We start from the raw sequence: 20,274 nt of genomic DNA, 5'->3' as shown, positions 1-20,274 counted from the left end.
CCCTTGAGCAATATTACTCGATGTCGGCCGCGAAATCGTGAACGCGGCCAACCGAGGGCCTAGCGGCCTTCGCTCAGCCCTGGCGGGCCTTGAAGCGCTTCTGGGTCTTGTTGATGATGTAGACGCGGCCCTTGCGGCGCACCAGACGGTTGTCGCGGTGACGGCCGAGCAGCGACTTGAGCGAGTTACGGATCTTCATGACACTAACCTTCGGATCGACAGCGCCTGCGCATGAGACGGCGCCCTATGGCCGCGCCCCGATCCGCCAGCAGAAATTGAGGCCCGGCTGATAGCGGAGGGGAGGGGGCTTTGTCAATCCAACTGGCCGTCTCCGCCTGAACCTTCCTCAGTTTCGGCCGAGGCGGCCGAGATGGGTGTGGCCGAATCCGGCGCTGTATTTGAGCCCATAGCCGAGCAGACGGTCGAGCCCGATATGGGCGATCCAGATCAGGGCGATGGCGCCGGCCAGCGGCGCACTGAACCCATAGGCGAAGGCGCCGAGCAGGGCCGGGGCCACATAGGTGTGGGCGGCGTTGTAGACGAAGGCACCAAAGCGCGGGCCGCCGAGATAGCCGAGCATGGAGAGGTCCGGCGCCAGAATCAGCGCCGCGAACAGCCACCAACTGGCGCCGAGCGCGGCATAGGCCACCAGCGCGGCGGCGAAGACGGCGAGGCCCTCGGCCCGCAGCAACGCGGCGGGGGCGCCCGCCACCGCGCCGGTAGGAACCTCAAGGCGTGTGGTCATGATGTCGGTCCCGACTCAGTAGCCGCCGCGCGCGGCCTTGTAGGGCGCCATGCCGGCGCGGGCGAGTTCGTCCGCGCGTTCGTTCATCTCGTCGCCGGCATGGCCCTTCACCCAGTGCCAGCGAATGTCGTGCCGGGCGATGGCGGCTTCAAGGCGCTCCCACAGGTCGACATTCTTCACCGGCTTCTTGTCGGCGGTGCGCCAGCCATTGCGCTTCCAGCCGGCGATCCATTTGGTGATGCCGTTGCGCATATATTCGCTGTCGGTATGCAGATCGACCGTGCACGGGCGCTTCAGCGCCTCCAGCGCGGAGATCGCCGCCATCAGCTCCATGCGGTTATTGGTGGTGGGGGATTCGCCCCCCGAGAGTTCCTTTTCCGAACCGGCATAGCGCAGGATCGCGCCCCAGCCGCCGGGGCCGGGATTGCCGGAGCAGGCGCCGTCGGTCCAGATGGCGACGATGCCCTTCGGGGCTTCCTTGGGAGCTTCCTTGGCGGTGTCGTCGGCGAAGATGCGGGCGGTGCCGGGAGCGGTCTTCACGCGGCTTCGCCTTCCAGCACGCCATAATCGCGCGGGCTTGTCACCGAACGGTGGAAGCGCAGCTTGCGCAGATATTCCAGCGGGTCGTGCGGGCGCACCAGCGCGCCGGGCGGCACGTTCAGCCAGTCGACCAGCCGGGTGAGCAGGAAGCGCAGCGCCGCGCCGCGCGCCAGCAGCGGCAGGGCGGCGATCTCGGCGGGGTTCATCGGCCGCTCGGCCTGATAGGCGGCGAGCAAGGCGCGGCCCTTGGTCTGGTTGAAGGCGCCGTCCGGCTCGAAGCACCAGGCGTTCAGGCAGATGGCGACATCATAGGCGAGCAGGTCGTTGCAGCCGAAATAGAAGTCGATCAGCCCCGACAGCCGCCCATCGGTGAAGAACACATTGTCCGGGAACAGGTCGGCATGGATGACGCCGGCGGGAAGGTCGGTCGGCCAGCCCGGTTCCAGCACCGCCAATTCATCGGCGATCAGCGCGGAAAGGCCCGGGGCGACGCTGTCCGCCCGTTCGCCCGCCTGCTCATAGAGCGGGCGCCAGCCGGCGACCGAGAGCGCATTGGCGCGGTGGAAGGCGGTGAAATCGGCGCCGGCCTTGTGCAGCCCGGCCAAAGCGGCGCCGAGCGCGGCGCAATGGGCAACGCCGGGGCGGCGCACCGAGGTGCCGACGAGAAAGGTGGCGATCAGCGCCGGGCGCCCGGCCAGCGTGCCGAGCGCCACGCCCTCGCGGTTGCGCACCGGCTGCGGGCAGTCGATGCCGCGCGTCGCCAGATGCTCCATCAGCCCGACGAAGAAGGGCAGGTCGGCCGGGTTCACCCGCTTCTCATAGAGGGTGAGGATGAAGCTTCCGGCTTCGGTCTGCAGCAGGTAGTTGGAATTCTCCACGCCCTCGGCGATGCCCTTGAAGGCACGCAGGCGGCCGAGATCATAAGTGGCGAGGAAGGCTTCGAGCTCTTCCGGGGAAACGTCGGTGTAAACGGCCATGGGGTCGGTCGAGCCTATTCGGCGGCGTCGGAGCGGAGCTGGCGGGGCAGCGGGAAGAACACGTCCTCATGCGCGTTGTGCACCGTCTCCACCTTGAGCGTGTAGCGGGTGGCGAAGGCGTCGAGGATTTCCTCCACCAGCACTTCCGGGGCGGAGGCGCCGGCGCTGACGCCGAGCGAGGCGATGGCGCCGAAGCGCTCCCAGTCGATCTCGCCGGCCCGCTGCACCAGCGCCGCGTGGCGGCAGCCGGCGCGCTCGGCGGCCTCCCTCAGGCGCTGGGAATTGGAGGAATTGGGGGCGCCGACGACGATCATCGCGTCCACCTCCGGCGCGACGCGCTTGACCGCTTCCTGCCGGTTGGTGGTGGCGTAGCAGATGTCTTCCTTGTGCGGCGCCACCATGGCGGGGAAGCGTTCGCGCAATATGGCGACGATCTCGGCGGTGTCGTCGATGGAGAGCGTGGTCTGGGTGGTGAAGGCGAGGTTGAGCGGGTCGCGCGGCTGGAAGAGCCGCGCCTGCTCGGCGGTCTCCACCAGCGACACCGCGCCGTCGGGAAGCTGGCCCATCGTGCCGATCACCTCGGGGTGGCCGGCATGGCCGATGAGCACGACCTCGCGGCCGCGCTTGTAATGGACGGTGGCCTCGCGGTGCACCTTGGTCACCAGCGGGCAGGTGGCGTCGATGGCGAAGAAGTTGCGCCGGGCGGCGTCCTCGGGCACGGAGCGGGCGACGCCATGGGCGGAGAAGATGACCGGGGCGGCGGTGCCGGCGGGCACTTCGTCGAGCTCCTCGACGAAGACCGCGCCCTTCGCCTTCAGCCCTTCCACCACATATTTGTTGTGCACGATCTCGTGGCGCACATAGACCGGCGGGCCGTACATCTCCAGCGCCCGCTCCACCGCGTCGATGGCGCGCACCACCCCGGCGCAGAAGCCGCGCGGGGCACAGAGTAGGACGCGGAGAACAGGTTTTTCGGCGGTCATCGCAGGGTCCAGCGGGGCCTCGCCACCGTCATGGGTGCCGGGGCCCGCGCTGTCAAGCGTGGCCCGGTCAGGGCTGCTTGATGAAGGCGGCGACGATGTCGAGCGTCACCTCGTCGGAAATGGCGGGAACGCCATAGCCGAGGCCGAAATCGCTGCGCCTGATCTCGGTGGTGCCGGTGAAGCCGATATTCTCGACCTTGCTCATCGGATTGATGCCGGCGCCGAAGAAGCTGACATCCATCGTCACGGGCTTGGTCACGCCATGCAGCGTCAGCTCGCCCTCAATGGTGGCGTCGCTGCCCTCGACCGTGACCTTGGAGGACTTGAAGGTCGCGGTAGGGAATTTCGCGGTGTCGAGCAGCTCGGGGCTGGCGAGATGGGTGGCGAAGCCTTCCGAGGTCACGCGCAGGCCCGATATCGGGATGGTGACTTCCAGCGTCGCCTCGTCCGGCTTGGTAGGGTCGAGCACCAGCGTACCGCCCGAGGCGCCGAACATGCCGGCGAGCGGGGTGATGCCCATATGGTCGACGGTCCAGACGATCTGGGTGTGGTCGGGGTCGACGGCATAGGTGCCGCCGCTGATGCGGGACACTTCGTCGGTGCCGGGCATTTCGCGCTCGGCCTGCTGCGCGAAGGCGCCGGCGGTGAGGGTGAGAAGAAGGGCGGCGGCGGTCAGAAGTCGAACAGGCTTCATCGCGTCATCCTTGCTGGTGGGGGGCCGGCAGGCTAGCAGCGGGCGAACCCGACCGCCAGCCCGGCCGGCGCGTCTTTGGGTTTGCAGGACGGCGCGCAGGCGCCTATATTCACGCCATCCCGGTCATCGCGAGACGGTCCGAGGCTCCGCCCCTCCCGGGGTGGGCGCGGGGAGAGGTTTGCGCGGCCGAAGACCCGAAATCTGCACGCCGGCGCGGTTTCACCGCCCGCCCGGCGCCCACTGGATGGAGCTGCGTCCCATGGCGAACGCCCCCCTGATGCCGAAGGCCACCGCCGTGTGGCTGGTCGAGAACACCGCCCTGACCTTCGACCAGATCGCGGATTTCTGTAAGCTGCATGTGCTGGAAGTGAAGGGCATCGCCGATGGCGAAGTCGCGCAGGGCATCAAGGGCAGCGATCCCATCACCACCGGCCAGCTTGCCCGCGAGGAAATCGAGCGCGCGGAGAAGAACCCCCATCACCGGCTGAAGCTGCTCGAGTCGAAGGTGCGCCTGCCCGAGCCGAAGCGCCGCCGCGGCCCGCGCTACACCCCGGTGTCCAAGCGCCAGGATCGCCCGAACGCCATTCTCTGGCTGCTGCGCAACCACCCGGAGCTGAAGGACAGCCAGATCATGCGTCTGGTGGGCACCACCAAGACGACCATCGAGTCGATCAAGGAGCGGACCCACTGGAACGCCGCGCATCTGACGCCGATGGACCCGGTGACGCTGGGCCTGTGCTCGCAGATCGACCTCGACATCGAGGTGCAGCGCTCCTCCAAGGACCGCCCCGCCGCGGTGGCGCCGGCGGGCGACGAGACGACGCTGCTGCCGGTCGACCTGTCGGTCGGCGACGGACCGGAGCCGTTCGTGCCCAGCCGCAAGCCGCGCGAGGAAGCGATCGACCTGGAAACCGTGTTCGCCAAGCTCGGCGGCTCGCGCAAGAGCGAGGCCGAGGACGAGGAATGAGCCCCGCCTGCCGGCGAGCGGCCTGAACGAAAAAGCCCGGAGCGTCGCCGCTCCGGGCTTTTTCATGCGCGCGGACGCGGTCAGGCGGCAGGCGCACCGGCAAGGCCGCGCGCGCCGAGCGCGGCGGCGATCTCGTCCAGCGCGGCGGGATCGTCGATGGTCGCCGGCATGTTCCACGGCTCGGCATCGGCGATCTTCTTCATCGTGCCGCGCAGGATCTTGCCCGAGCGCGTCTTCGGCAGCCGGTTGACGGTGATGGCGAGCCGGAACGCCGCCACCGGGCCGATGCGCTCGCGCACCAGCGCGACGATCTCCTGCTCGATATCTGCGGGGGAGCGCGCCACCCCGGCCTTCAGCACCACGAAGCCGCAGGGCACTTCGCCCTTCAATTCGTCATGAATGCCGATGACCGCGCATTCCGCGACATCGGCATGGGCCGCCAGCACTTCCTCCATACCGCCGGTGGACAGGCGGTGGCCGGCGACATTGATGATGTCGTCGGTGCGGCCCATGATGAACAACTGGCCATTGGCATCGGTGAAGCCGGCATCGGCCGTCTTGTAATAGCCGGGGAAGTCGAGGAGATAGCTCTCGCGGAAGCGCTCATCCTGCCGCCACAGCGTCGGCAGGCAGCCGGGCGGCAGCGGCAGCTTGATGGCGATGGAGCCCATGCGGTCGGGCCCCACGGGATGCCCGCCCTCATCGAGAATATCGACCTGATAGCCGGGCATCGGCACGCCGGTGGAGCCGACACGGATCGGCAGGGCGCCGAGGCCAACGGGATTGCCGGCGATCGCCCAGCCGGTTTCGGTCTGCCACCAGTGATCGACCACCGGCACACCAAGGCGGGCCTTGGCCCATTCCACCGTGTCAGGATCGGCGCGCTCGCCGGCGAGGAACAGCGTGCGCAGGCTGGAGCGGTCATAGGCGCCCATCAGCCGGCCTTCCGGGTCTTCCTTCTTGATCGCCCGCAATGCGGTAGGCGCGGTGAAAAGCGCTGCCACCTTGTATTGCTCGATCACCCGCCAGAAGGCGCCGGCATCCGGGGTGCCCACCGGCTTGCCCTCATAGAGAACCGTGGTGCAGCCGGTGAGCAGCGGGGCGTAGACGATGTAGGAATGGCCGACCACCCAGCCAATATCCGAGGCCGACCAATAGACCTCGCCCGGCTGCACGTCATAAAGCCCCTGCATCGACCAGCGCAGCGCCACCATGTAGCCGCCGGTGTCGCGCACCACGCCTTTCGGTTTTCCGGTCGTGCCCGAGGTGTAGAGAATATAGAGCGGGTCGGTCGCTTCCACCGGCACGCAGGCGGGCCGCAGGTCCGCCGTCCGCGCTGCCTCGCGCCGCGTGGCCCAGTCATGATCGCGGCCGGCGACCAGCTTGGCCTCCACCTGCGGCCGCTGAAAGATGAGGCAGGCTTCCGGCCGGTGCTTCGCCATGGTGAGGGCGAGGTCGAGCAGCGGCTTGTACTGCACCAGCCGTGAGGGTTCGATGCCGCAGGAGGCGGAGAGCACCACCTTGGGCTGGGCGTCCTCGATGCGGCTCGCCAGTTCGGCGGCGGCGAAACCGCCGAACACCACCGAATGAACCGCGCCGATGCGGGCGCAGGCCAGCATGGCGAACACCGCTTCCGGGATCATCGGCATGTAGATGACGACGCGGTCGCCCTTCCCGACGCCGAGTTCGCCCAACACGCCGGCGAGCAGGCTCACCTCGTCCTTCAGTTCCGCATAGGTGACCGTGCGCTGCGCCCCGGCCACCGGGCTGTCGTAGAAAATCGCCGGCTGGGCGCCACGCCCGCCATCGACATGGCGGTCCACCGCATTCTGGCAGACATTGGTGGTCCAGCCGGGAAACCAGCGGCCATAAAGGCCGAGGGAGGCCTCGAAGACGCGCTCGCCTTCGCTCATCCAGTCGATGCCGCGGGCGGCGTCGCGCCAGAAACCCTCGGGGTCTTCGATGGAGCGGGCGTGAACGGACGGGTAGCGGCTGGCGGAACCAGTCATGGCAGGCGTCTCCCTCGGGAATGTTCTTGTTGGACGGTTTTTTATGGCCGTGAGATTTCGCCTTTCAGCGCCGTCTGGCAAGACGCTGAAATGCTTACGCCCTTCGTCGGGTTGGCGCGGCCGGCCGCTGCCGGGCGCACAAAACGAACCGCCGGCAGCGAGGCCGGCGGGTAGCTGTCGGATTCAATCGGGGAAATCGCCGGACCGGGCGGCCGGCGCCGCGATGAGCGTGCCCCGCGACAGGCGCGAGGGGCGGCGCACTCCTGCCAGCCGCAGCGGACCGCCGGGGGCGACGCCCCGCGCGGGCGCGCGGAGCCGGGATGAAGCGGGTTGTGAGGGCTAGTGTACCGTGCCCTTGCAGCGGGCGATCTCGTCCTTGAGGATCAGCTTGCGCCGTTTGAGATCAGCGATGCGGGTAGCGTCGGTCGCGGGACGGGTGATTTCTTCCCGCAATTGCTTTTCAAGTGCCTGGTGGCGACGTTCCAACTCGGCAACATGCGACTGCATGGTCATGGACAGTATCTCCTGTCTTCCGAAGCGAACGTCATCAGTCTGTCACGAGAGTCACGGGCTGTCGATGAAAGGATGTGCTGCACTGCAGCGCGGTCGCTCACAGTGTGGGGAGCCCGGCTGTTGCGGCCGGCCGCAGGGGCGGCGATACTCGTGCCAGACCCCGGCCGGGCCGGGGATGAGTCGGGTTCGGGCGGGCGTTTGACACAGATGACGGCGGAAGAGGAACGCGAGCTTCTGGCTCTTCTCGAGCGCTTGCGGCAGGAGCACCGCGATCTGGATGTCGCGATCCAGGCGCTGCAGGACATGCCGGGAAGCGACCAGTTGCAGCTCGCACGTTTCAAGAAGCGCAAGCTGCAGCTACGCGACCGCATCGGCTTCATCGAGGACCAGATCTGCCCCGACATCATCGCCTGAGCGGCGGGATGCTGCGGAGGGTGCCGGCAGACATGGAAATCCCGGCGCGGGGACGGGCCCCGGCCGGGATCGGCGCCACAGGTCAGAACTGCGTGAGCAGCACGTCGGCGTTGGTCTTGTCGGCCTTGCTGGGCACGTCCTCGACATTGAGGATCATCACCTCGCCGTCCTCGACCAGCATGGAATAGCGCTTGGAGCGAACGCCGAGACCCGCCGCCGCGGCGTCGAAGTCGAGGCCGATGGCCTTGGCGAATTCAGCATTGCCGTCCGACAGGAACACGATCTTGCCCTCGGCGTTGGAGGCCTTCTCCCACGCCGCCATCACGAAGGGATCGTTGACGGCGGTGACCGCGATGGTGCTCACGCCCTTGGCGAGGATTTCCTCGGCGCGGGCAATGAAACTCGGCAGGTGGTTCTTGTGGCAGGTGGGCGTGAAGGCGCCGGGAACGGCGAACAGCACGACCTTCTTGTTCTTGAAGATCTCGTCGGTGGATTTCGGCACCGGGCCGTCCTCGGTGGCCACCCGGAAGGTGACGCTGGGAAGCTGGTCGCCGACCTTGATCGTCATGGAAATGTCCTTTCATACGGCGGGAAGGGGTGGAACGGACCCGCCGAAGGGCCGCGCCGGACCGGGCCTGCCGCAACGGAGGGGCCCGGTCCGACGGTACCATACCGATTTCCCGCGTGCCGGGAAGCGGGTTCAGCGGGTGGAAAGCGGCGCGTCCACCTGGATCGCCCGGTCGCCATCGACGAGGGTGAAGCGGAGCTTGGCCGCCGCGACATCGGCCCCGCTGGGCACGCCGTCGACCGGCAGCACGAAGACGGCGCGCCCGTCCGGGCCGATCTCGCGCACCGGAAGCGGCAGCGCCCAGTCCTCGTTCGGCCCCTCGACGAAGAGATCGGCGGCGGGGTCGCTCACCTCGGCGACGACCCGGATGGCGGCGTTGTCGGCGGAGCCTTTCAGCTCGGCGGCGGCGATGCCGGGTTCGCCCTCGGCGCCGAGCGCGGCCGGGCGCGGCACCTGCGCCAGCGCCTGGGCAAGCGCAGCGGACGGCGTGCCGGCGCCGCCGGGCGGCAGCGTCAGATCGAGCGCCGCAGTGGCCGGCTGGCAGATCCTGCCGCAGACGGCGAAATCGAGATTGAGCTTCAGCTCGACCGGCTGAGCGCGGTCCTTCGGGACGATGCGCAGCGGCAGCACCACGTCGTGCTTGTAGCCGATGGAGTAGGAGCCGCCATCATCGAACCGCGTGGGGGCCGGCCACAGCACCTCCACCGCCTCGACATTGTGCGAGCCGGTCCAGTCGAAATGCGGCGGCACGCCGCTGTCGCCGGGATAGCGCCAATAGGTCTTGAGGCCGGGCGGAAGGCGGATCTCCACGCCGCCCAGCAGCGCCTCGCCCTCGCTGCCGCCGGCGACCAGACGCGCCGCCGTGCCTTCCGGCGCCGACCAGGCGGACATCTCGCCGGCACCGGCCGGAACCGCGCAGGGAAGCAGCGCAAGCGAGCACAGAAGGAGGGAGCGCAGAGGGGACAGCATGGCCTTGGCGATAGCCTCTCCGCCGCCCGCGGGGAAGCCGGACCGGGCGCACTTTCGTGTGAGGCCGAGACCCCCGCCGTGGCGCCATGCATGCGCGGGCTTGAAAATGGACCGGCGGGGTTTAGGCTTTGTCGCATGTGGATCGGACGCGAGCGCCCCCGGAAGCCCGACACCCCCGATGGCGGGACCTTCCTCGATGGACAGATGCTGGTCGCCATGCCGGGCATGCGCGACGAGCGTTTCGCGCGGTCGGTGATCTATCTGTGCGCGCATTCGCCGGAAGGGGCGATGGGCATCGTGGTCAACCAGCCCGCCAGCCATGTGAATTTTCCCGATCTTCTCGTGCAGCTCGATGTCATCCCGGGCGAGGAGCGGATTCATCTGCCGCGCAGCGCCGGCGGGGTGAAGGTGCTGCGCGGCGGGCCGGTGGAAACCGGGCGCGGCTTCGTGCTGCACAGCGCCGATTTCTATATCCAGGATTCCACCCTGCCGATCGACGACGGCATCTGCCTGACCGCCACGCTCGACATCTTGCGGGCGATGGCCACCGGCAGCGGGCCGGCCCACGCCATGCTGGCGCTCGGCTATGCCGGATGGGCGCCGGGGCAATTGGAGAACGAGATCCAGCAGAATGGCTGGCTGCACTGCCCGGCCGATGCGGCGCTGGTGTTCGAGGCCGAGGCCGGCGCGAAATATGATCTGGCGCTGCGCAAGATCGGCATTGATCCGGGCATGCTGTCGACGGAAGCCGGCCACGCCTGAGCCGGCGCTCCGCTCGGTTTTTCGTCAGGAATTCGGCGTCATCGTCAGGAATTCGATGTCGAGGTCGGCGCCGCTGCCGCAGCGGGAGCCGCCGGGGCCGGGGCCGGTGTCGTTGCGGCCGCCGGACGCGCCGCCGGCGCTGCCGGCGCGGCGGCGGCCGGGCGTGCGGCCGCAGGTGCCGGAGCAGGGCGCGCAGCAGCCTTCGGCGCGGCAAGGGGCGTGGCCGCAAGGGTTGTGGCCGCCGGCCGCGCCGCGCGCTGCGCGGCCTCGGTGGCGCTTGCGGGGCGGGTCTCGGGGGAAGCGGCGGGCGCCGCGCCGACGCTCGCCCGCGCCCCGCGCGACAATTGGCGTCCGCGCTCCAGCAGCGAGGTCGGCGGCTGTTCGGGCTGCAGGCGCTTGCGCGCCTCCTCGGCGGTCATCGCCTCGCCGAAGAAGCGCCCCTCGCCATAGCGGCAGCCGAGCTTGCCCAGCGCGGCGGCGACCTGCTCGGTCTCCACCCCCTGGGCGATGATGTCCATGCCGAGGTCCTGCGCCATGTTGATGATGGTGCGCAGGATGATCGGGCGCTGCGCCTTGTTGCCGCTCCGGCCCAGCGCCTTGGTGAAGGTCCGGTCGACCTTGATGCTGTCGAAGGGAAAGCGCTGGAGATAGGCAAGGGCGGAATAGCCAGAACCGAAATCCTCCAGCGTCAGGCCGGCGTCGAGGTCGCGCATCCGCGTGAGGATCTGCGAGGTGTATTCCGGGTTCTCCATCGCCAGCGATTCCGACAGCTCCAGCTTCAGCGTGCCGGGCGCGACGACGTTGCGGGCAAGCACCGCCTTCAGATCCTGCAGCAGATCGTGCCGCAGCATCTGGCGCGAGGAGATGTTGACGCAGATGAAGATCGGTTCGCCGCGCAGGGTGCGCTGCCACACGCCGAGCTGGCGCGCGGCGGTGTCGAGCATGAACAGGCCGATATCCACGATCAGCCCCGAATCCTCGGCGAGGCCGAGGAAATCATCGGGGGTAAGGGTGCCAAGCGTGGGGTGCTGCCAGCGCATGGTGGATTCGAAGCCGGCGATGCGGCGCGTGGTGAGATCGACGATGGGCTGGTAGAGCACGCTGATCTCGCCACGCTGCAGCGCCTGGCGCAGGTCCTGCTCCATGCTCAGCCGGTCGAGCTTCTGTGTCCGCATATTGGGGCGGAACACCTCGATCCGGTCGCCGCCGACCCGCTTGGCGAAATACATCGCCAGTTCGGCATCCTTCAGCGTTTCCACCGGGGTGCGCTTCTGGCCGTCGGCGAGCAGGAGGCCGATGGAGGCGGTGATGAAGATTTCCCGATCGCCAAAGGTGATGGGCGCGCGCAGCGTGCGGCGGAGCGTGTCGGCAAAGGCGGTGATGCGCTCGGGTTCGCGCTCGGAAAGCAGGATCAGGGCGAAATGGTCGCTGCCGAGCCGCGCCAGCGTGTCCTGCTGCTTGACGAGCCGCATCAGCCGGCGGGCGACGGTGAGCAGGATGGAATCGCCCGCCGGCATGCCGAGCGTGGCGTTGACCTGCTTGAAGCGGTCGAGGTCGATCAGCATGACCGTCGGCCGGATCTGCTCGTCGCTGCGCGCCAGGCCGTTGGCGGCGGCGACGCGGTCGAGGAACAGTTCGCGATTGGGCAGGCCGGTCAGATTGTCGTGCACCGCGTCATGGAGCATGCGCTCCTCGGCGGTGCGGCTGTCGGTCACGTCGGAGAGCGTGCCGATGCAGCGCACCACCTCGCCATCGGTGCCGACCACCGGCCGGGCGCGCAGATTGAACCAGAGATAATGGCCGTCATGGGCGCGCAGGCGGAAATCCTGGTCGATGCGCCCGCGCCGCTGGTCGAGCAGCCCGTCCAGCGTGGCGCGGAAGCGGTCGCGGTCGCCGGGATGGATGATGTCGAGCCAGCCCGCCGCCTCGGTCTCCAGCGTGCCCTGCTTGAGGCCCAGCATGTGCTCGGCCTCGGGGCTGACATGGATGCGGTCGGTGTCGACATCCCAGTCCCAGACGATGTCGCCCGAGCCTGCCACAGCGAGCGCCCGGCGCTCCAGCTCCTGCGCGCTGCCGGCGACCGAGCCGATGCCGGCGAAGGCGTGCTGCATCACGGTGAAGCCGATCAGCATGACGATCAGCACCAGACCGCCGAGCAGCGCCGGGGCGACGAGATCATTGCCGATGCGCCCGGACACCGCCATGCCGGCGGTGATCACCCAGACGACAAGCAGCAGCAGCGTCGGGATGATGAGCACGGCGCGGTCGTAGCGGTGCAGCGCCAGCCACACCACCACGCCGAAGCCCATGAAGGAGACGACGAGCAGCGAGGGCCGGGCAATGCCGGCGGCGGCGGACGGGTCGAGCAAGGCGAGGCCGACAATGGCGGCGAGGAACACCAGCCAGCCGGCGGTGACATGGGCGTAGCGCACATGCCAGCGATTGAGGTTGAGATAGGCGAACAGGAACACCACCAGCGTCGCGGCGAGGATCGCCTCGCCGGCGGCGCGCCAGAATTGCTGCGCCAGCGGCGAGATGCCGAACACTTTCGACCAGAAGCCGAAATCGAGGCCGATATAGCCCAGCACCGCCCAGGCCAGCGCCGCCGCCGCCGGGAACATCGCGCTGCCCTTGACCACGAACAGGATAGTGAGGAACAGGGCGAGCAGGCCGGCAATGCCGATGACGATGCCGTTATAGAGGGTGAAGCTGTTGACCTTGTCCTTATAGGCCTCCGGCTCCCAGAGATAGAGCTGCGGCAGCCCGCCATCGCCGAGCTCGGCCACCAGCGTCACCGTGGTGCCGGGGTCGAGGGTGAGGAAGAACACGTCGGCGTCCGGCGCGTTCTGCAGTTCCGGCCGGAAGCCCTGGCTGGTGGTGACGTTGAGAATGCGGCGATTGCCGAGATCCGGCCACAGCACGCCGGAACCGACCATGCGGTAATGCGGGGCGACGATCAGCCGGTCGACCTGCTCGTCGGTATTGTTGGCGAGGGCGAAGACCGCCCATTTGCTGCCATGCGGCCCCGGCACCACCGAGCGGACCTCGATGCGGCGGACGATGCCGTCGGCGCCGGGCACGGTGGACACCTGAAGGCGGTCATTGTCGCTGGTGCGCCGCTCGATGGCGGGGGCGAGGTCGATCACCGGGGCGTCGAGCCGGATCGCCACCGCCTCCAGCGCGCGGGCGCCGGGGGCTCCCAGCGCGAGCATCGCGACCAGCACCGCCGCAACCACCGCGAAGGCCCGCGCAAAAGCGAGGCGGCGGGAGAAGGGTCGCGAGACTGCCCGCGACGGCACTGGACGAGCGATAAGCAAACGAAATCCCCAGAAGCTGTCGTCTACGCCGCGCCGCCGGCTCCCGACGGCGAAGCGTTTCGATGAGTAGCGGTGCCCGGCGGCATGAGCAAGGCGGGAACGTGCCACCCGGCGCCGCCGACGGGACAGGCGCGCCCTGTCTAATAGGCCGGCGGCGGCGTCCAGGGCTTGATCCGCGCCCGGGCCTGCGCCTGCTGTTCGGGGGTGAGGCTGGCCACCAGCCTGTCGAGCATGGGATCGTCCAGCTTCTGCGCCTTGGCGACGAAGTGCCAGCCTGCCGCGGCGATCACATCCTTGGGAACGCCGCGCCCGGCGGAGAGGATGCGCGCATAGCGGTTCTGGGCGATGGCGTTGCCCTGCAGCGCGGCTTTGCGGAACAAAGCGGCGGCACGCTCCTCGTCCTTCGGCACGCCGACGCCGTTGAACACGGCAATGGCAAGCTCGGTGGTGGCGACATCATTGCCGATGAGGCTGGCGCGCTGGAGCAGGCGGGCGGATTCGATGGGATCGCGCGGCACGCCATTGCCGTCGCGATAGAGCGTCGCCAGCGCGTAGAGCGCGTCCGGCTGGTCGCGCTCGGCGCCGCGCTTGAACCATTCGGCGGCGATGGCCGGCTCCTTCGGCGCCACTTCGCCCTGGAGATAGATGAGGCCGAGATTATAGGCGGCGCGGGCGCTGCCGTTTTCCGCGGCCTGGCGGAAGAACTCCACCGCCTGGTCCTTATTGGCGACGGAGGGCGAGGCCATGAGCAGCGCGCCCAGCGTGAACAGCGCGTCGGCATTGCCCTTGGCGGCGGCAGCCTCGTACCATTTGCGCGCCGCGGTCGGGTCCTGGCGCACGCCATAGCCCTGCGACAGCAGCTCGGCGGCCAGCACCATTGCCGTGGCGCTGCCCTGGGCGTTGGCGCGGCTGACGGCGAGATCGAGCGCGGTGCGGAAGCGCCCGCGCTGATAGGCGGAGAAGGCGGGGTCGGGGTCGACGCCCAAAGGCGCGACCGGCCCCGGCGTCGCCGCCGTCGGGCCGAGAGAGCGCAGGTTGGAGGTTTTCGGGGCGGCCGTCTTGGCGCTCGGCGCCGCCGGCTGCGCCTGGGCCGGGCCGGCCACAGTAAGGGCGGCCGCGAGCAGCACGGCGTAGGCGGCGATGCCCGACGCCACCGGGTGGCCGCAGGCGCGGGCCGGCCGCATCAGGAGGCCGCTCCGGGGAGAACAAGGCGCGCCGCCAGCGCCCGGGCGCCGTCGCCGGGGGCATCGAAGACCAGCGTGTCGACGGCGATGAAGTCGGCGCCGGCGGCGACGAGCGCCTCGACCTCCTCCAGCGTGCGGGCGTAGCCGACGCAGGGCGGCTCGAACAGCTCTGCCCACCACTGCGTGCGCTCCAGCGTCGTCTCGAAGGGCGGGCGCCGGCCTTCCGCATCGGGTTCGCCGAACATCACGTAATCGGCGCCGGCCTCGGCCGCGGTCATGGCGTCGTGCCGGCTGCGCAGGCCACCGGCTCCGACAATGCCATCGGGCCGTCGCGCTGCGGCGGCGGCTTTCAGCGCGGCGGTGCCCTCGACATGAACGCCATCGGCGCCGAGCGCGGTGGCCTCGGCGCTCGCACCTTCGACGAGGCCGGCGGCGCCGATGGCCTGGCACGCCTCGATGAGCGGGGCCAGCGCCGGCGCGCCCGCGCCGGCCGCCGCGCGCAGCAGCACGGCGGCGATGTCGGCCTCGGCGGCGGCGGCGCGCAGCGCCGCGACCTGAGCCGCGCTGCCGGCCGGATCGGCGGCGGCCGGCGCGAGCACATAGAGGCGGGGCGCCGGGCGCGGCGGTTCAGGGGCAGGGCGGGCGGAGGAGCGAGCCATTGAAACAGTCTTGTGACGAGCCATTGGGGGGAAGCCATCGGCGAGGATGGCGGCGAAAGCACGGCACGCGGCGCTTTCTCTAGCGCGCCCGGCCCTCGGCGGTCCAGTACGCCGCCCCCCGAGGGCCATGGCCGGCCCCGCCCTAATGCGGTAACATTTTGATGGCGTTCTCTGTTTCGTCGCTTTCGTGTTCAGAGGGCGTCTTATCGTTACGAATCGGCGGTGCTAATGATTTACCGCAGCCAGTCGATCGGCCCGTCGCCGGATCGCCGCCGCCCGCTTGGGGGAAACATGCGCCTTCATTCCCAGTCTCTCGCCCTGCTTGCCGCAGCTCTCGCCGTCAGCCTTTCGCCCGCCCTGGCGCAGCAGCCGGCCACCGCGCCGCCCGCCCAGGCCGGCGCCTCCACCGCGCCCTCGGCGCTGCCGCCGGCGCTCGCCTGGCCGCGCAGCTTCGACCTTGGCGACAAGCTGTTGCAGGTCTACCAGCCGCTCATCGAACAGTGGAACGGCGACCAGATTTCCGGCCGCGCCGCTGTCGCCATCGGCCCGAAGCCGGACAAGGACGCCGCCTCGTCCTCTGCCGCGCCGACGGCGGGACCGACCTATGGCCTCGCCCGCTTCACCGCCCGGGTGGCGATCGACAAGCCGTCAAAGCTGGCGCAGCTCAGCAATATCCGCATCACCTCGGTCGATGTGCCGACCGATTCCTCGCAGGATGCGGTGCTGCTGAACGCGCTGCAGTCGCGCATCTCGCCGCAGGGCATGACCTTCGCGCTCGACCAGCTAATGACCAGCTATGCCGCCACCAAGCAGCTCGACAAGGAGATGACGCAGCCGGTGCAGAACACCCCGCCGCGCATCGTCTTCGCCGACAAGCCGACCCTCCTCGTGCTGGTCGCGGGGCAGCCGGTGGCGCGGCCGATCGACGGGGTGCAGGGCTTCCAGCGCGTCGTCAACACCCAGCCGCTGATGCTGGTCGACAGCGCCGGGCTCTATCACCTGCAGGCCTCGGGCACCTGGTACCAGGCCCCGGCGGTCGAGGGCCCCTGGACGGTGACGGCGCAGCCCGATCCGGCGCTGGAAGCGGCCGGCAGCACCGCCACCTATGAGGAGCCGGCGCAGACCATGCTGCCGGCCAATGGCCAGAAGCCGGCAACCCCGCCCGCGATCATCGTCGCCACCGCCCCGACCGAGCTCATCATCACCGCCGGCGCGCCGCAGATGACGCCGGTGGGCGGCACCGCGCTGCTGCGCGTGAGCAATGCCGACCATGCGCTCATCCTCGATCCCGACAGCAACCAGTATTATGTGCTGATCTCCGGCCGCTGGTTCCGCGCCGCCGGCTTCAACGGGCCGTGGAGCTTCGTGCCCGGCACCAGCCTGCCGGCCAGCTTCGCCAAGATTTCGACGACCGATCCGGCGGCGAATGCGCTGGTCTCGGTGCCCGGCACGCCGCAGGCCAAGGAAGCGGCGATCGCTGCCACCGTGCCGCAGACCGCCTCGATCAAGCGCGATACCCAGCTCACCATCAAATATGATGGTGGGGCGCCCAAGTTCGAGCCGATCAAGGGGACGATCCTCTCCTATGCCGTGAACACCCGGACGCCGGTGATCCAGCTCGACCCGGTGCGCTATTATGCGCTGTTCCAGGGCGCCTGGTTCGTCTCCACGACGCCGAGCGGCCCGTGGGTGGTAGCGGATGTGGTGCCGGACGCGATCTACACCATCCCGGTGTCCTCGCCGATGCACTATGTCACCTATGTCCGCGTCTATGCCTCGACGGCGGATGTGGTGACGGTCGGCTACACGCCCGGCTATATGGGCGTGGTGATCGAGCCCGGCGGCACGGTGGTCTATGGCACCGGCTATAGCTGTGTCGGCTATATCGGCACCTATTGGTATGGCTGCCCGGCGACCTATGGCTATGATGCCGCCTTCGCCTGGACCACCGGCTTTGCCTTCGGCTACGACGCCGCCTTCGGCTGGGGCGCGATGTATCCCTGGTGGGGCCCCTATTGGCGGCCCGGCCCGTGGTACGGCCCCTGGGCCGGCGTCGACATCGCCCGCACCAATATTTACGGCGCCTGGGGCGGCGCGGCGACCTGGGACCATGCCTGGGGCGTCGGCCCCTATGGCACCGCCTGGGGCGCCAATGCCGTCCACGGCGTGACCGGCTGGGGTACCGACTTCGCCGGCCGTTCCGCCGCCGCCTTCAACCCCTGGACCGGCAATTACGCCGCCGGGCGCTCCGCCGCCTTCTTCAACCCCTATACGGGTGCCCATGGCGAGGCGCGCGCCGGCGTCGCCGGAAATGCCTATACCGGCAATGCCGTGGCGGGCCGCGAATCGGCGGGCTACAATCCGACGACCGGCATCGGCCATGCCTCCGAGACCGGCGTGGTCGACAATGACGGCCATGTCAGCGTCGACAGCCGCGGCGTCGCCGGCAATGCCAAGACCGGCAATGCCGTCGCCTGGAACAATGGCAATGTCTATACCGACCATGACGGTTCGATCCACCAGTACGACGCCAATAATGGCTGGCAGCACCAGGGCGCCAATGGGTGGCAGAACGACACCGATGCCGGGCAGATCGACCGGCTGAACCAGCAGCGCCAGTACCAGTCCTATGGCGACCAGCGCGCCGACAGCTTCGCCCGCGCCGGCGGCTATGACGGCTTCGGCGGCGGCGATCGCTTCGGCGGCTATGGCGGCTATGGTGGCGGCTTCCACGATGGCTTCGGCGGTGGCGGCGGGTTCGGTGGCGGCTTCGGCGGCGGCTTCCATGGCGGCTTTGGCGGCGGCTTCGGCGGCGGACGCCGCTGAGCCGCCTCCACGCTCGCATCAACGACATTGTCCCCGGCCGGGCGCCGGGGACGCCTTGAGCCGCCCGTCGGGGCGCGCTTCAGCCCATCCGGCCGGAGATATAGGCGAGGGTGCGCGGCTCGCGGGGGGCGGAGAACATCTGCGCGCTTGAGCCGAACTCGACCAGTTCGCCGAGATAGAGAAACGCCGTGTAATCGGCGATGCGTGCGGCCTGCTGCAGATTATGGGTGACGATGACGAGGGTGCTCGTGCTCTTGAGCTCCTCGATCGTCTCCTCGATCTTGGCGGTCGAAATCGGGTCGAGCGCCGAGCACGGTTCGTCGAGCAGGATCACTTCCGGGCGCACCGCCATGGTGCGGGCGAGGCACAGGCGCTGCTGCTGGCCGCCGGACAGGCTGAGCGCCGAATGGTCGAGCTGCGAGCTGACCTCCTCCCACAATGCGGCGCGGCGCAGCGCGTCCTCCACCCGCTGGTCGAGCTGGGTGCGGGTCAGTTCCTCGTTGAGGCGCAGGCCGATCGCCACATTGTCATAGATCGACATCGGAAAGGGCGAGGGCTTCTGGGTCACCATGCCGACGCGCCGGCGCAGCGTCAGCACGTCGACCTCGGGGGCGAGAATATCCTCGCCGTCGAGCAGAACCTGCCCCTCCACATGCTGGTCCTCATAGAGATCGGACATGCGGTTGAACACCCGCAACAGGGTCGACTTGCCACAGCCGGAGGGGCCAATCAGCGCGGTGACGCGATGGGCGTGGATGGGGAAGGAAATATCCCGCAGCGCCGGCTTGGCGCCGAAGCGGAAGCCGACATGGCGAATGTCGAGCTTGACCGGGCTCGGCAAGGGTTCGCCGATGCGGGCAGAGGGGGCGGCAAGGCCCTGCGGATCAAAGGCGTTCGGTGGCAGGCCTCTGTTGAGATCGTGTCGCACGCGCGTCTCTCCCATGCTGTGAGGCAAGGCTAGAGGCTCGCAGCATCCGCACCTTGCGTAAGGTCAAGATGGGATGAAAATCACGTCTGTCGAATATAAGCCGACAAAGCAAAGACGCCGCCTCGCGGCGGCGTCCGGATGTTCAGCTAAGAATGGGGGAATTACGCGGCGTTCTTCTGTTCGCTTTCCGGCGTCCACTGGCCGAGAGCGGCGAGATAGTTCATCCGCGCGCGGTGAGTGAACGCCGCCTGGCCGGCGGGGACATTCTCCGCCTTGCCGGACCACGCCTTCTGCGGCGCGGCCTGAAGGGCGCGGCCATAGGAGAAGGTGAGGTTCCACGGCAGACCGCCCTGGCGGATCATCGCGTCGAGATGGGCGGTGGCCTCCTCGTCGGACTGGCCGCCGGAGAGGAAGGCAACGCTCGGGATCGCCGAGGGCACGCAGTTCTTGAGGCAGCGTATGGTCTTTTCCGCGACTTCCTCGACCGAGGCCTGCTTGGACGACTTCTTGCCGGCGATGACCATGTTCGGCTTGAGCACCGTGCCTTCCAGCTTCACCCGGCCGTAGAAGAGCTGCTGGAACACTTCCTTCAGCACCCACTCGGTCACGTCGTAGCAGCGGTCGATGTCGTGGTCGCCATCCATCAGCACTTCCGGCTCGACGATCGGGACGATGCCGGCCGCCTGGGCCAGCGCGGCATAGCGCGCCAGCGCCTGCGCATTGGCGAGGATCGAGGTGTAGCTGGGGATGTGCTGGCCGATGTCGATCACCGCGCGCCATTTCGCGAAGCGGGCGCCGAGGTCGTAATATTCCTTGAAGCGGCCGGCGAGACCGTCGAGCCCCTCGGTGATGGTCTCACCGGGACAGCCGGGCTGCGGATGGGCGCCGAGATCCACCTTGATGCCGGGAATGGAGCCGGCATCCTCGATCAGCTTGACCAGCGGCGTGCCGTCCTTCGCCTTCTGGCGGATGGTCTCATCGAACAGGATGACGCCGGAAATGTACTGGGTCATCGCCTCGGAGCGGAACAGCATTTCGCGGTAATCGCGCCGGTTCTCCTCGGTCGATTCGACGCCGATGGCATCGAAGCGCTTCTTGATCGTGCTGGCGCTCTCATCCGCCGCCAGCAGGCCCTTGCCGCCCGCTGCCAGCTTGTACGCGACCTCTTCGAGGCTTGTCGTCATTGTCTCTCTCCCGCGCGAAACTGACCGGCCGGCAC

At 68.8% G+C, this 20,274-nt stretch carries 19 protein-coding genes; 4 read left to right on the top strand and 15 right to left on the bottom strand.

Annotated elements, in window-relative coordinates; all coding sequences use genetic code 11:
• Positions 1–73: 73 nt before the first annotated feature.
• The 6 genes from ykgO to AAC979_RS14675 form a co-directional block, all read right to left on the bottom strand.
• Positions 74–199, bottom strand: coding sequence for a type B 50S ribosomal protein L36 (ykgO, locus tag AAC979_RS14700; protein WP_013167868.1), 126 nt, complete (start codon positions 197–199; stop codon positions 74–76).
• Positions 200–346: 147 nt separating this feature from the next.
• A complete protein-coding gene (locus tag AAC979_RS14695; RefSeq protein ID WP_371347614.1) occupies positions 347–745 on the bottom strand; it encodes a DUF4260 domain-containing protein in 399 nt (132 codons plus the stop codon).
• Between the two features lie 15 nt (positions 746–760).
• Positions 761–1,285, bottom strand: a complete 525-nt coding sequence (rnhA, locus tag AAC979_RS14690; RefSeq protein WP_307020696.1) for a ribonuclease HI — start codon at positions 1,283–1,285, stop codon at positions 761–763.
• On the bottom strand, positions 1,282–2,262 hold the full coding sequence (locus tag AAC979_RS14685; protein ID WP_371347613.1) for a homoserine kinase: 981 nt from the start codon (positions 2,260–2,262) through the stop codon (positions 1,282–1,284). Before AAC979_RS14685 ends, rnhA begins: the two co-directional genes overlap by 4 nt.
• Positions 2,263–2,276: 14 nt before the next feature.
• The gene (ispH, locus tag AAC979_RS14680) at positions 2,277–3,245 is read right to left on the bottom strand and encodes a 4-hydroxy-3-methylbut-2-enyl diphosphate reductase (protein WP_371347612.1); all 969 of its coding nucleotides are present in this window, start codon (positions 3,243–3,245) and stop codon (positions 2,277–2,279) included.
• Positions 3,246–3,312: 67 nt separating this feature from the next.
• Positions 3,313–3,939 carry a YceI family protein gene (locus AAC979_RS14675; protein ID WP_371347611.1) on the bottom strand — a complete coding sequence of 209 codons (627 nt, stop codon included), beginning with the start codon at positions 3,937–3,939 and terminating at the stop codon, positions 3,313–3,315.
• A gap of 259 nt (positions 3,940–4,198) precedes the next feature.
• On the opposite strand from AAC979_RS14675, the gene AAC979_RS14670 reads away from it, so the two are divergent.
• Complete coding sequence (locus tag AAC979_RS14670) at positions 4,199–4,906, top strand: DUF1013 domain-containing protein (protein ID WP_371347610.1); 708 nt, start codon at positions 4,199–4,201, stop codon at positions 4,904–4,906.
• Between the two features lie 80 nt (positions 4,907–4,986).
• On the opposite strand, the gene AAC979_RS14665 is transcribed toward AAC979_RS14670, so the two are convergent.
• Complete coding sequence (locus AAC979_RS14665) at positions 4,987–6,915, bottom strand: propionyl-CoA synthetase (RefSeq protein WP_371347609.1); 1,929 nt, start codon at positions 6,913–6,915, stop codon at positions 4,987–4,989.
• 339 nt (positions 6,916–7,254) lie between these two features.
• A complete protein-coding gene (locus AAC979_RS14660) occupies positions 7,255–7,428 on the bottom strand; it encodes a YdcH family protein (protein WP_371347608.1) in 174 nt (57 codons plus the stop codon).
• A gap of 207 nt (positions 7,429–7,635) precedes the next feature.
• Between AAC979_RS14660 and AAC979_RS14655 the strand changes: the two genes are divergently transcribed.
• Positions 7,636–7,842 (top strand): YdcH family protein, encoded by a 207-nt coding sequence (locus AAC979_RS14655; RefSeq protein WP_371349067.1) that lies wholly within the window; start codon positions 7,636–7,638, stop codon positions 7,840–7,842.
• An 82-nt stretch (positions 7,843–7,924) separates the two neighbouring features.
• Here AAC979_RS14655 and AAC979_RS14650 read toward each other — a convergent pair whose 3' ends face one another.
• Entirely contained in the window at positions 7,925–8,410 is a 486-nt protein-coding gene (locus AAC979_RS14650) for a peroxiredoxin (protein WP_371347607.1), read from the bottom strand.
• Between the two features lie 132 nt (positions 8,411–8,542).
• Complete coding sequence (locus tag AAC979_RS14645) at positions 8,543–9,301, bottom strand: protein-disulfide reductase DsbD domain-containing protein (RefSeq protein ID WP_371347606.1); 759 nt, start codon at positions 9,299–9,301, stop codon at positions 8,543–8,545.
• Between the two features lie 213 nt (positions 9,302–9,514).
• On the opposite strand from AAC979_RS14645, the gene AAC979_RS14640 reads away from it, so the two are divergent.
• Positions 9,515–10,141 (top strand): YqgE/AlgH family protein, encoded by a 627-nt coding sequence (locus tag AAC979_RS14640; protein ID WP_371347605.1) that lies wholly within the window; start codon positions 9,515–9,517, stop codon positions 10,139–10,141.
• Between the two features lie 44 nt (positions 10,142–10,185).
• Here AAC979_RS14640 and AAC979_RS14635 read toward each other — a convergent pair whose 3' ends face one another.
• From AAC979_RS14635 to AAC979_RS14625, 3 genes are all read right to left on the bottom strand, one after another.
• Positions 10,186–13,353, bottom strand: coding sequence for an EAL domain-containing protein (locus AAC979_RS14635; RefSeq protein WP_371349066.1), 3,168 nt, complete (start codon positions 13,351–13,353; stop codon positions 10,186–10,188).
• A gap of 245 nt (positions 13,354–13,598) precedes the next feature.
• Positions 13,599–14,642 (bottom strand): tetratricopeptide repeat protein, encoded by a 1,044-nt coding sequence (locus AAC979_RS14630; protein WP_371347604.1) that lies wholly within the window; start codon positions 14,640–14,642, stop codon positions 13,599–13,601.
• A complete protein-coding gene (locus AAC979_RS14625; protein ID WP_371347603.1) occupies positions 14,642–15,301 on the bottom strand; it encodes a thiamine phosphate synthase in 660 nt (219 codons plus the stop codon). Before AAC979_RS14625 ends, AAC979_RS14630 begins: the two co-directional genes overlap by 1 nt.
• Before the next feature lie 291 nt (positions 15,302–15,592).
• Here AAC979_RS14625 and AAC979_RS14620 point away from each other — a divergent pair, with 291 nt between their 5' ends.
• Positions 15,593–18,127 carry a carbohydrate-binding family V/XII gene (locus tag AAC979_RS14620; RefSeq protein ID WP_371347602.1) on the top strand — a complete coding sequence of 845 codons (2,535 nt, stop codon included), beginning with the start codon at positions 15,593–15,595 and terminating at the stop codon, positions 18,125–18,127.
• 79 nt (positions 18,128–18,206) lie between these two features.
• On the opposite strand, the gene pstB is transcribed toward AAC979_RS14620, so the two are convergent.
• Complete coding sequence (gene pstB, locus AAC979_RS14615; protein ID WP_371347601.1) at positions 18,207–19,070, bottom strand: phosphate ABC transporter ATP-binding protein PstB; 864 nt, start codon at positions 19,068–19,070, stop codon at positions 18,207–18,209.
• Positions 19,071–19,216: 146 nt separating this feature from the next.
• Positions 19,217–20,239 (bottom strand): class I fructose-bisphosphate aldolase, encoded by a 1,023-nt coding sequence (locus AAC979_RS14610; protein WP_371347600.1) that lies wholly within the window; start codon positions 20,237–20,239, stop codon positions 19,217–19,219.
• Between the last annotated feature and the right edge of the window lie 35 nt (positions 20,240–20,274).

This window comes from Ancylobacter sp. IITR112 (assembly GCF_041415945.1).
Lineage (GTDB): Bacteria > Pseudomonadota > Alphaproteobacteria > Rhizobiales > Xanthobacteraceae > Ancylobacter.
The sequence above is the reverse complement of the archived record's forward strand: the minus strand, read 5'-3'. Positions and strand labels throughout refer to the sequence as shown.

Bases quoted from the DNA above. Each gene is read 5' to 3' on its own strand.
- AAC979_RS14655 (WP_371349067.1), top strand. From the start codon at position 7,636: ATGACGGCGGAAGAGGAACGCGAGCTTCTGGCTCTTCTCGAGCGCTTG.
- AAC979_RS14695 (WP_371347614.1), bottom strand. From the start codon at position 745: ATGACCACACGCCTTGAGGTTCCTACCGGCGCGGTGGCGGGCGCCCCC.
- AAC979_RS14645 (WP_371347606.1), bottom strand. From the start codon at position 9,301: ATGTCCGCCTGGTCGGCGCCGGAAGGCACGGCGGCGCGTCTGGTCGCC.
- AAC979_RS14610 (WP_371347600.1), bottom strand. From the start codon at position 20,239: ATGACGACAAGCCTCGAAGAGGTCGCGTACAAGCTGGCAGCGGGCGGC.
- AAC979_RS14670 (WP_371347610.1), top strand. From the start codon at position 4,199: ATGGCGAACGCCCCCCTGATGCCGAAGGCCACCGCCGTGTGGCTGGTC.
- AAC979_RS14620 (WP_371347602.1), top strand. From the start codon at position 15,593: ATGCGCCTTCATTCCCAGTCTCTCGCCCTGCTTGCCGCAGCTCTCGCC.
- AAC979_RS14660 (WP_371347608.1), bottom strand. From the start codon at position 7,428: ATGACCATGCAGTCGCATGTTGCCGAGTTGGAACGTCGCCACCAGGCA.
- AAC979_RS14685 (WP_371347613.1), bottom strand. From the start codon at position 2,262: ATGGCCGTTTACACCGACGTTTCCCCGGAAGAGCTCGAAGCCTTCCTC.
- ispH (WP_371347612.1), bottom strand. From the start codon at position 3,245: ATGACCGCCGAAAAACCTGTTCTCCGCGTCCTACTCTGTGCCCCGCGC.
- AAC979_RS14650 (WP_371347607.1), bottom strand. From the start codon at position 8,410: ATGACGATCAAGGTCGGCGACCAGCTTCCCAGCGTCACCTTCCGGGTG.
- AAC979_RS14625 (WP_371347603.1), bottom strand. From the start codon at position 15,301: ATGGCTCGCTCCTCCGCCCGCCCTGCCCCTGAACCGCCGCGCCCGGCG.
- AAC979_RS14630 (WP_371347604.1), bottom strand. From the start codon at position 14,642: ATGCGGCCGGCCCGCGCCTGCGGCCACCCGGTGGCGTCGGGCATCGCC.
- pstB (WP_371347601.1), bottom strand. From the start codon at position 19,070: ATGGGAGAGACGCGCGTGCGACACGATCTCAACAGAGGCCTGCCACCG.
- AAC979_RS14640 (WP_371347605.1), top strand. From the start codon at position 9,515: ATGTGGATCGGACGCGAGCGCCCCCGGAAGCCCGACACCCCCGATGGC.
- AAC979_RS14665 (WP_371347609.1), bottom strand. From the start codon at position 6,915: ATGACTGGTTCCGCCAGCCGCTACCCGTCCGTTCACGCCCGCTCCATC.
- AAC979_RS14635 (WP_371349066.1), bottom strand. From the start codon at position 13,353: ATGCTCGCGCTGGGAGCCCCCGGCGCCCGCGCGCTGGAGGCGGTGGCG.
- ykgO (WP_013167868.1), bottom strand. From the start codon at position 199: ATGAAGATCCGTAACTCGCTCAAGTCGCTGCTCGGCCGTCACCGCGAC.
- AAC979_RS14675 (WP_371347611.1), bottom strand. From the start codon at position 3,939: ATGAAGCCTGTTCGACTTCTGACCGCCGCCGCCCTTCTTCTCACCCTC.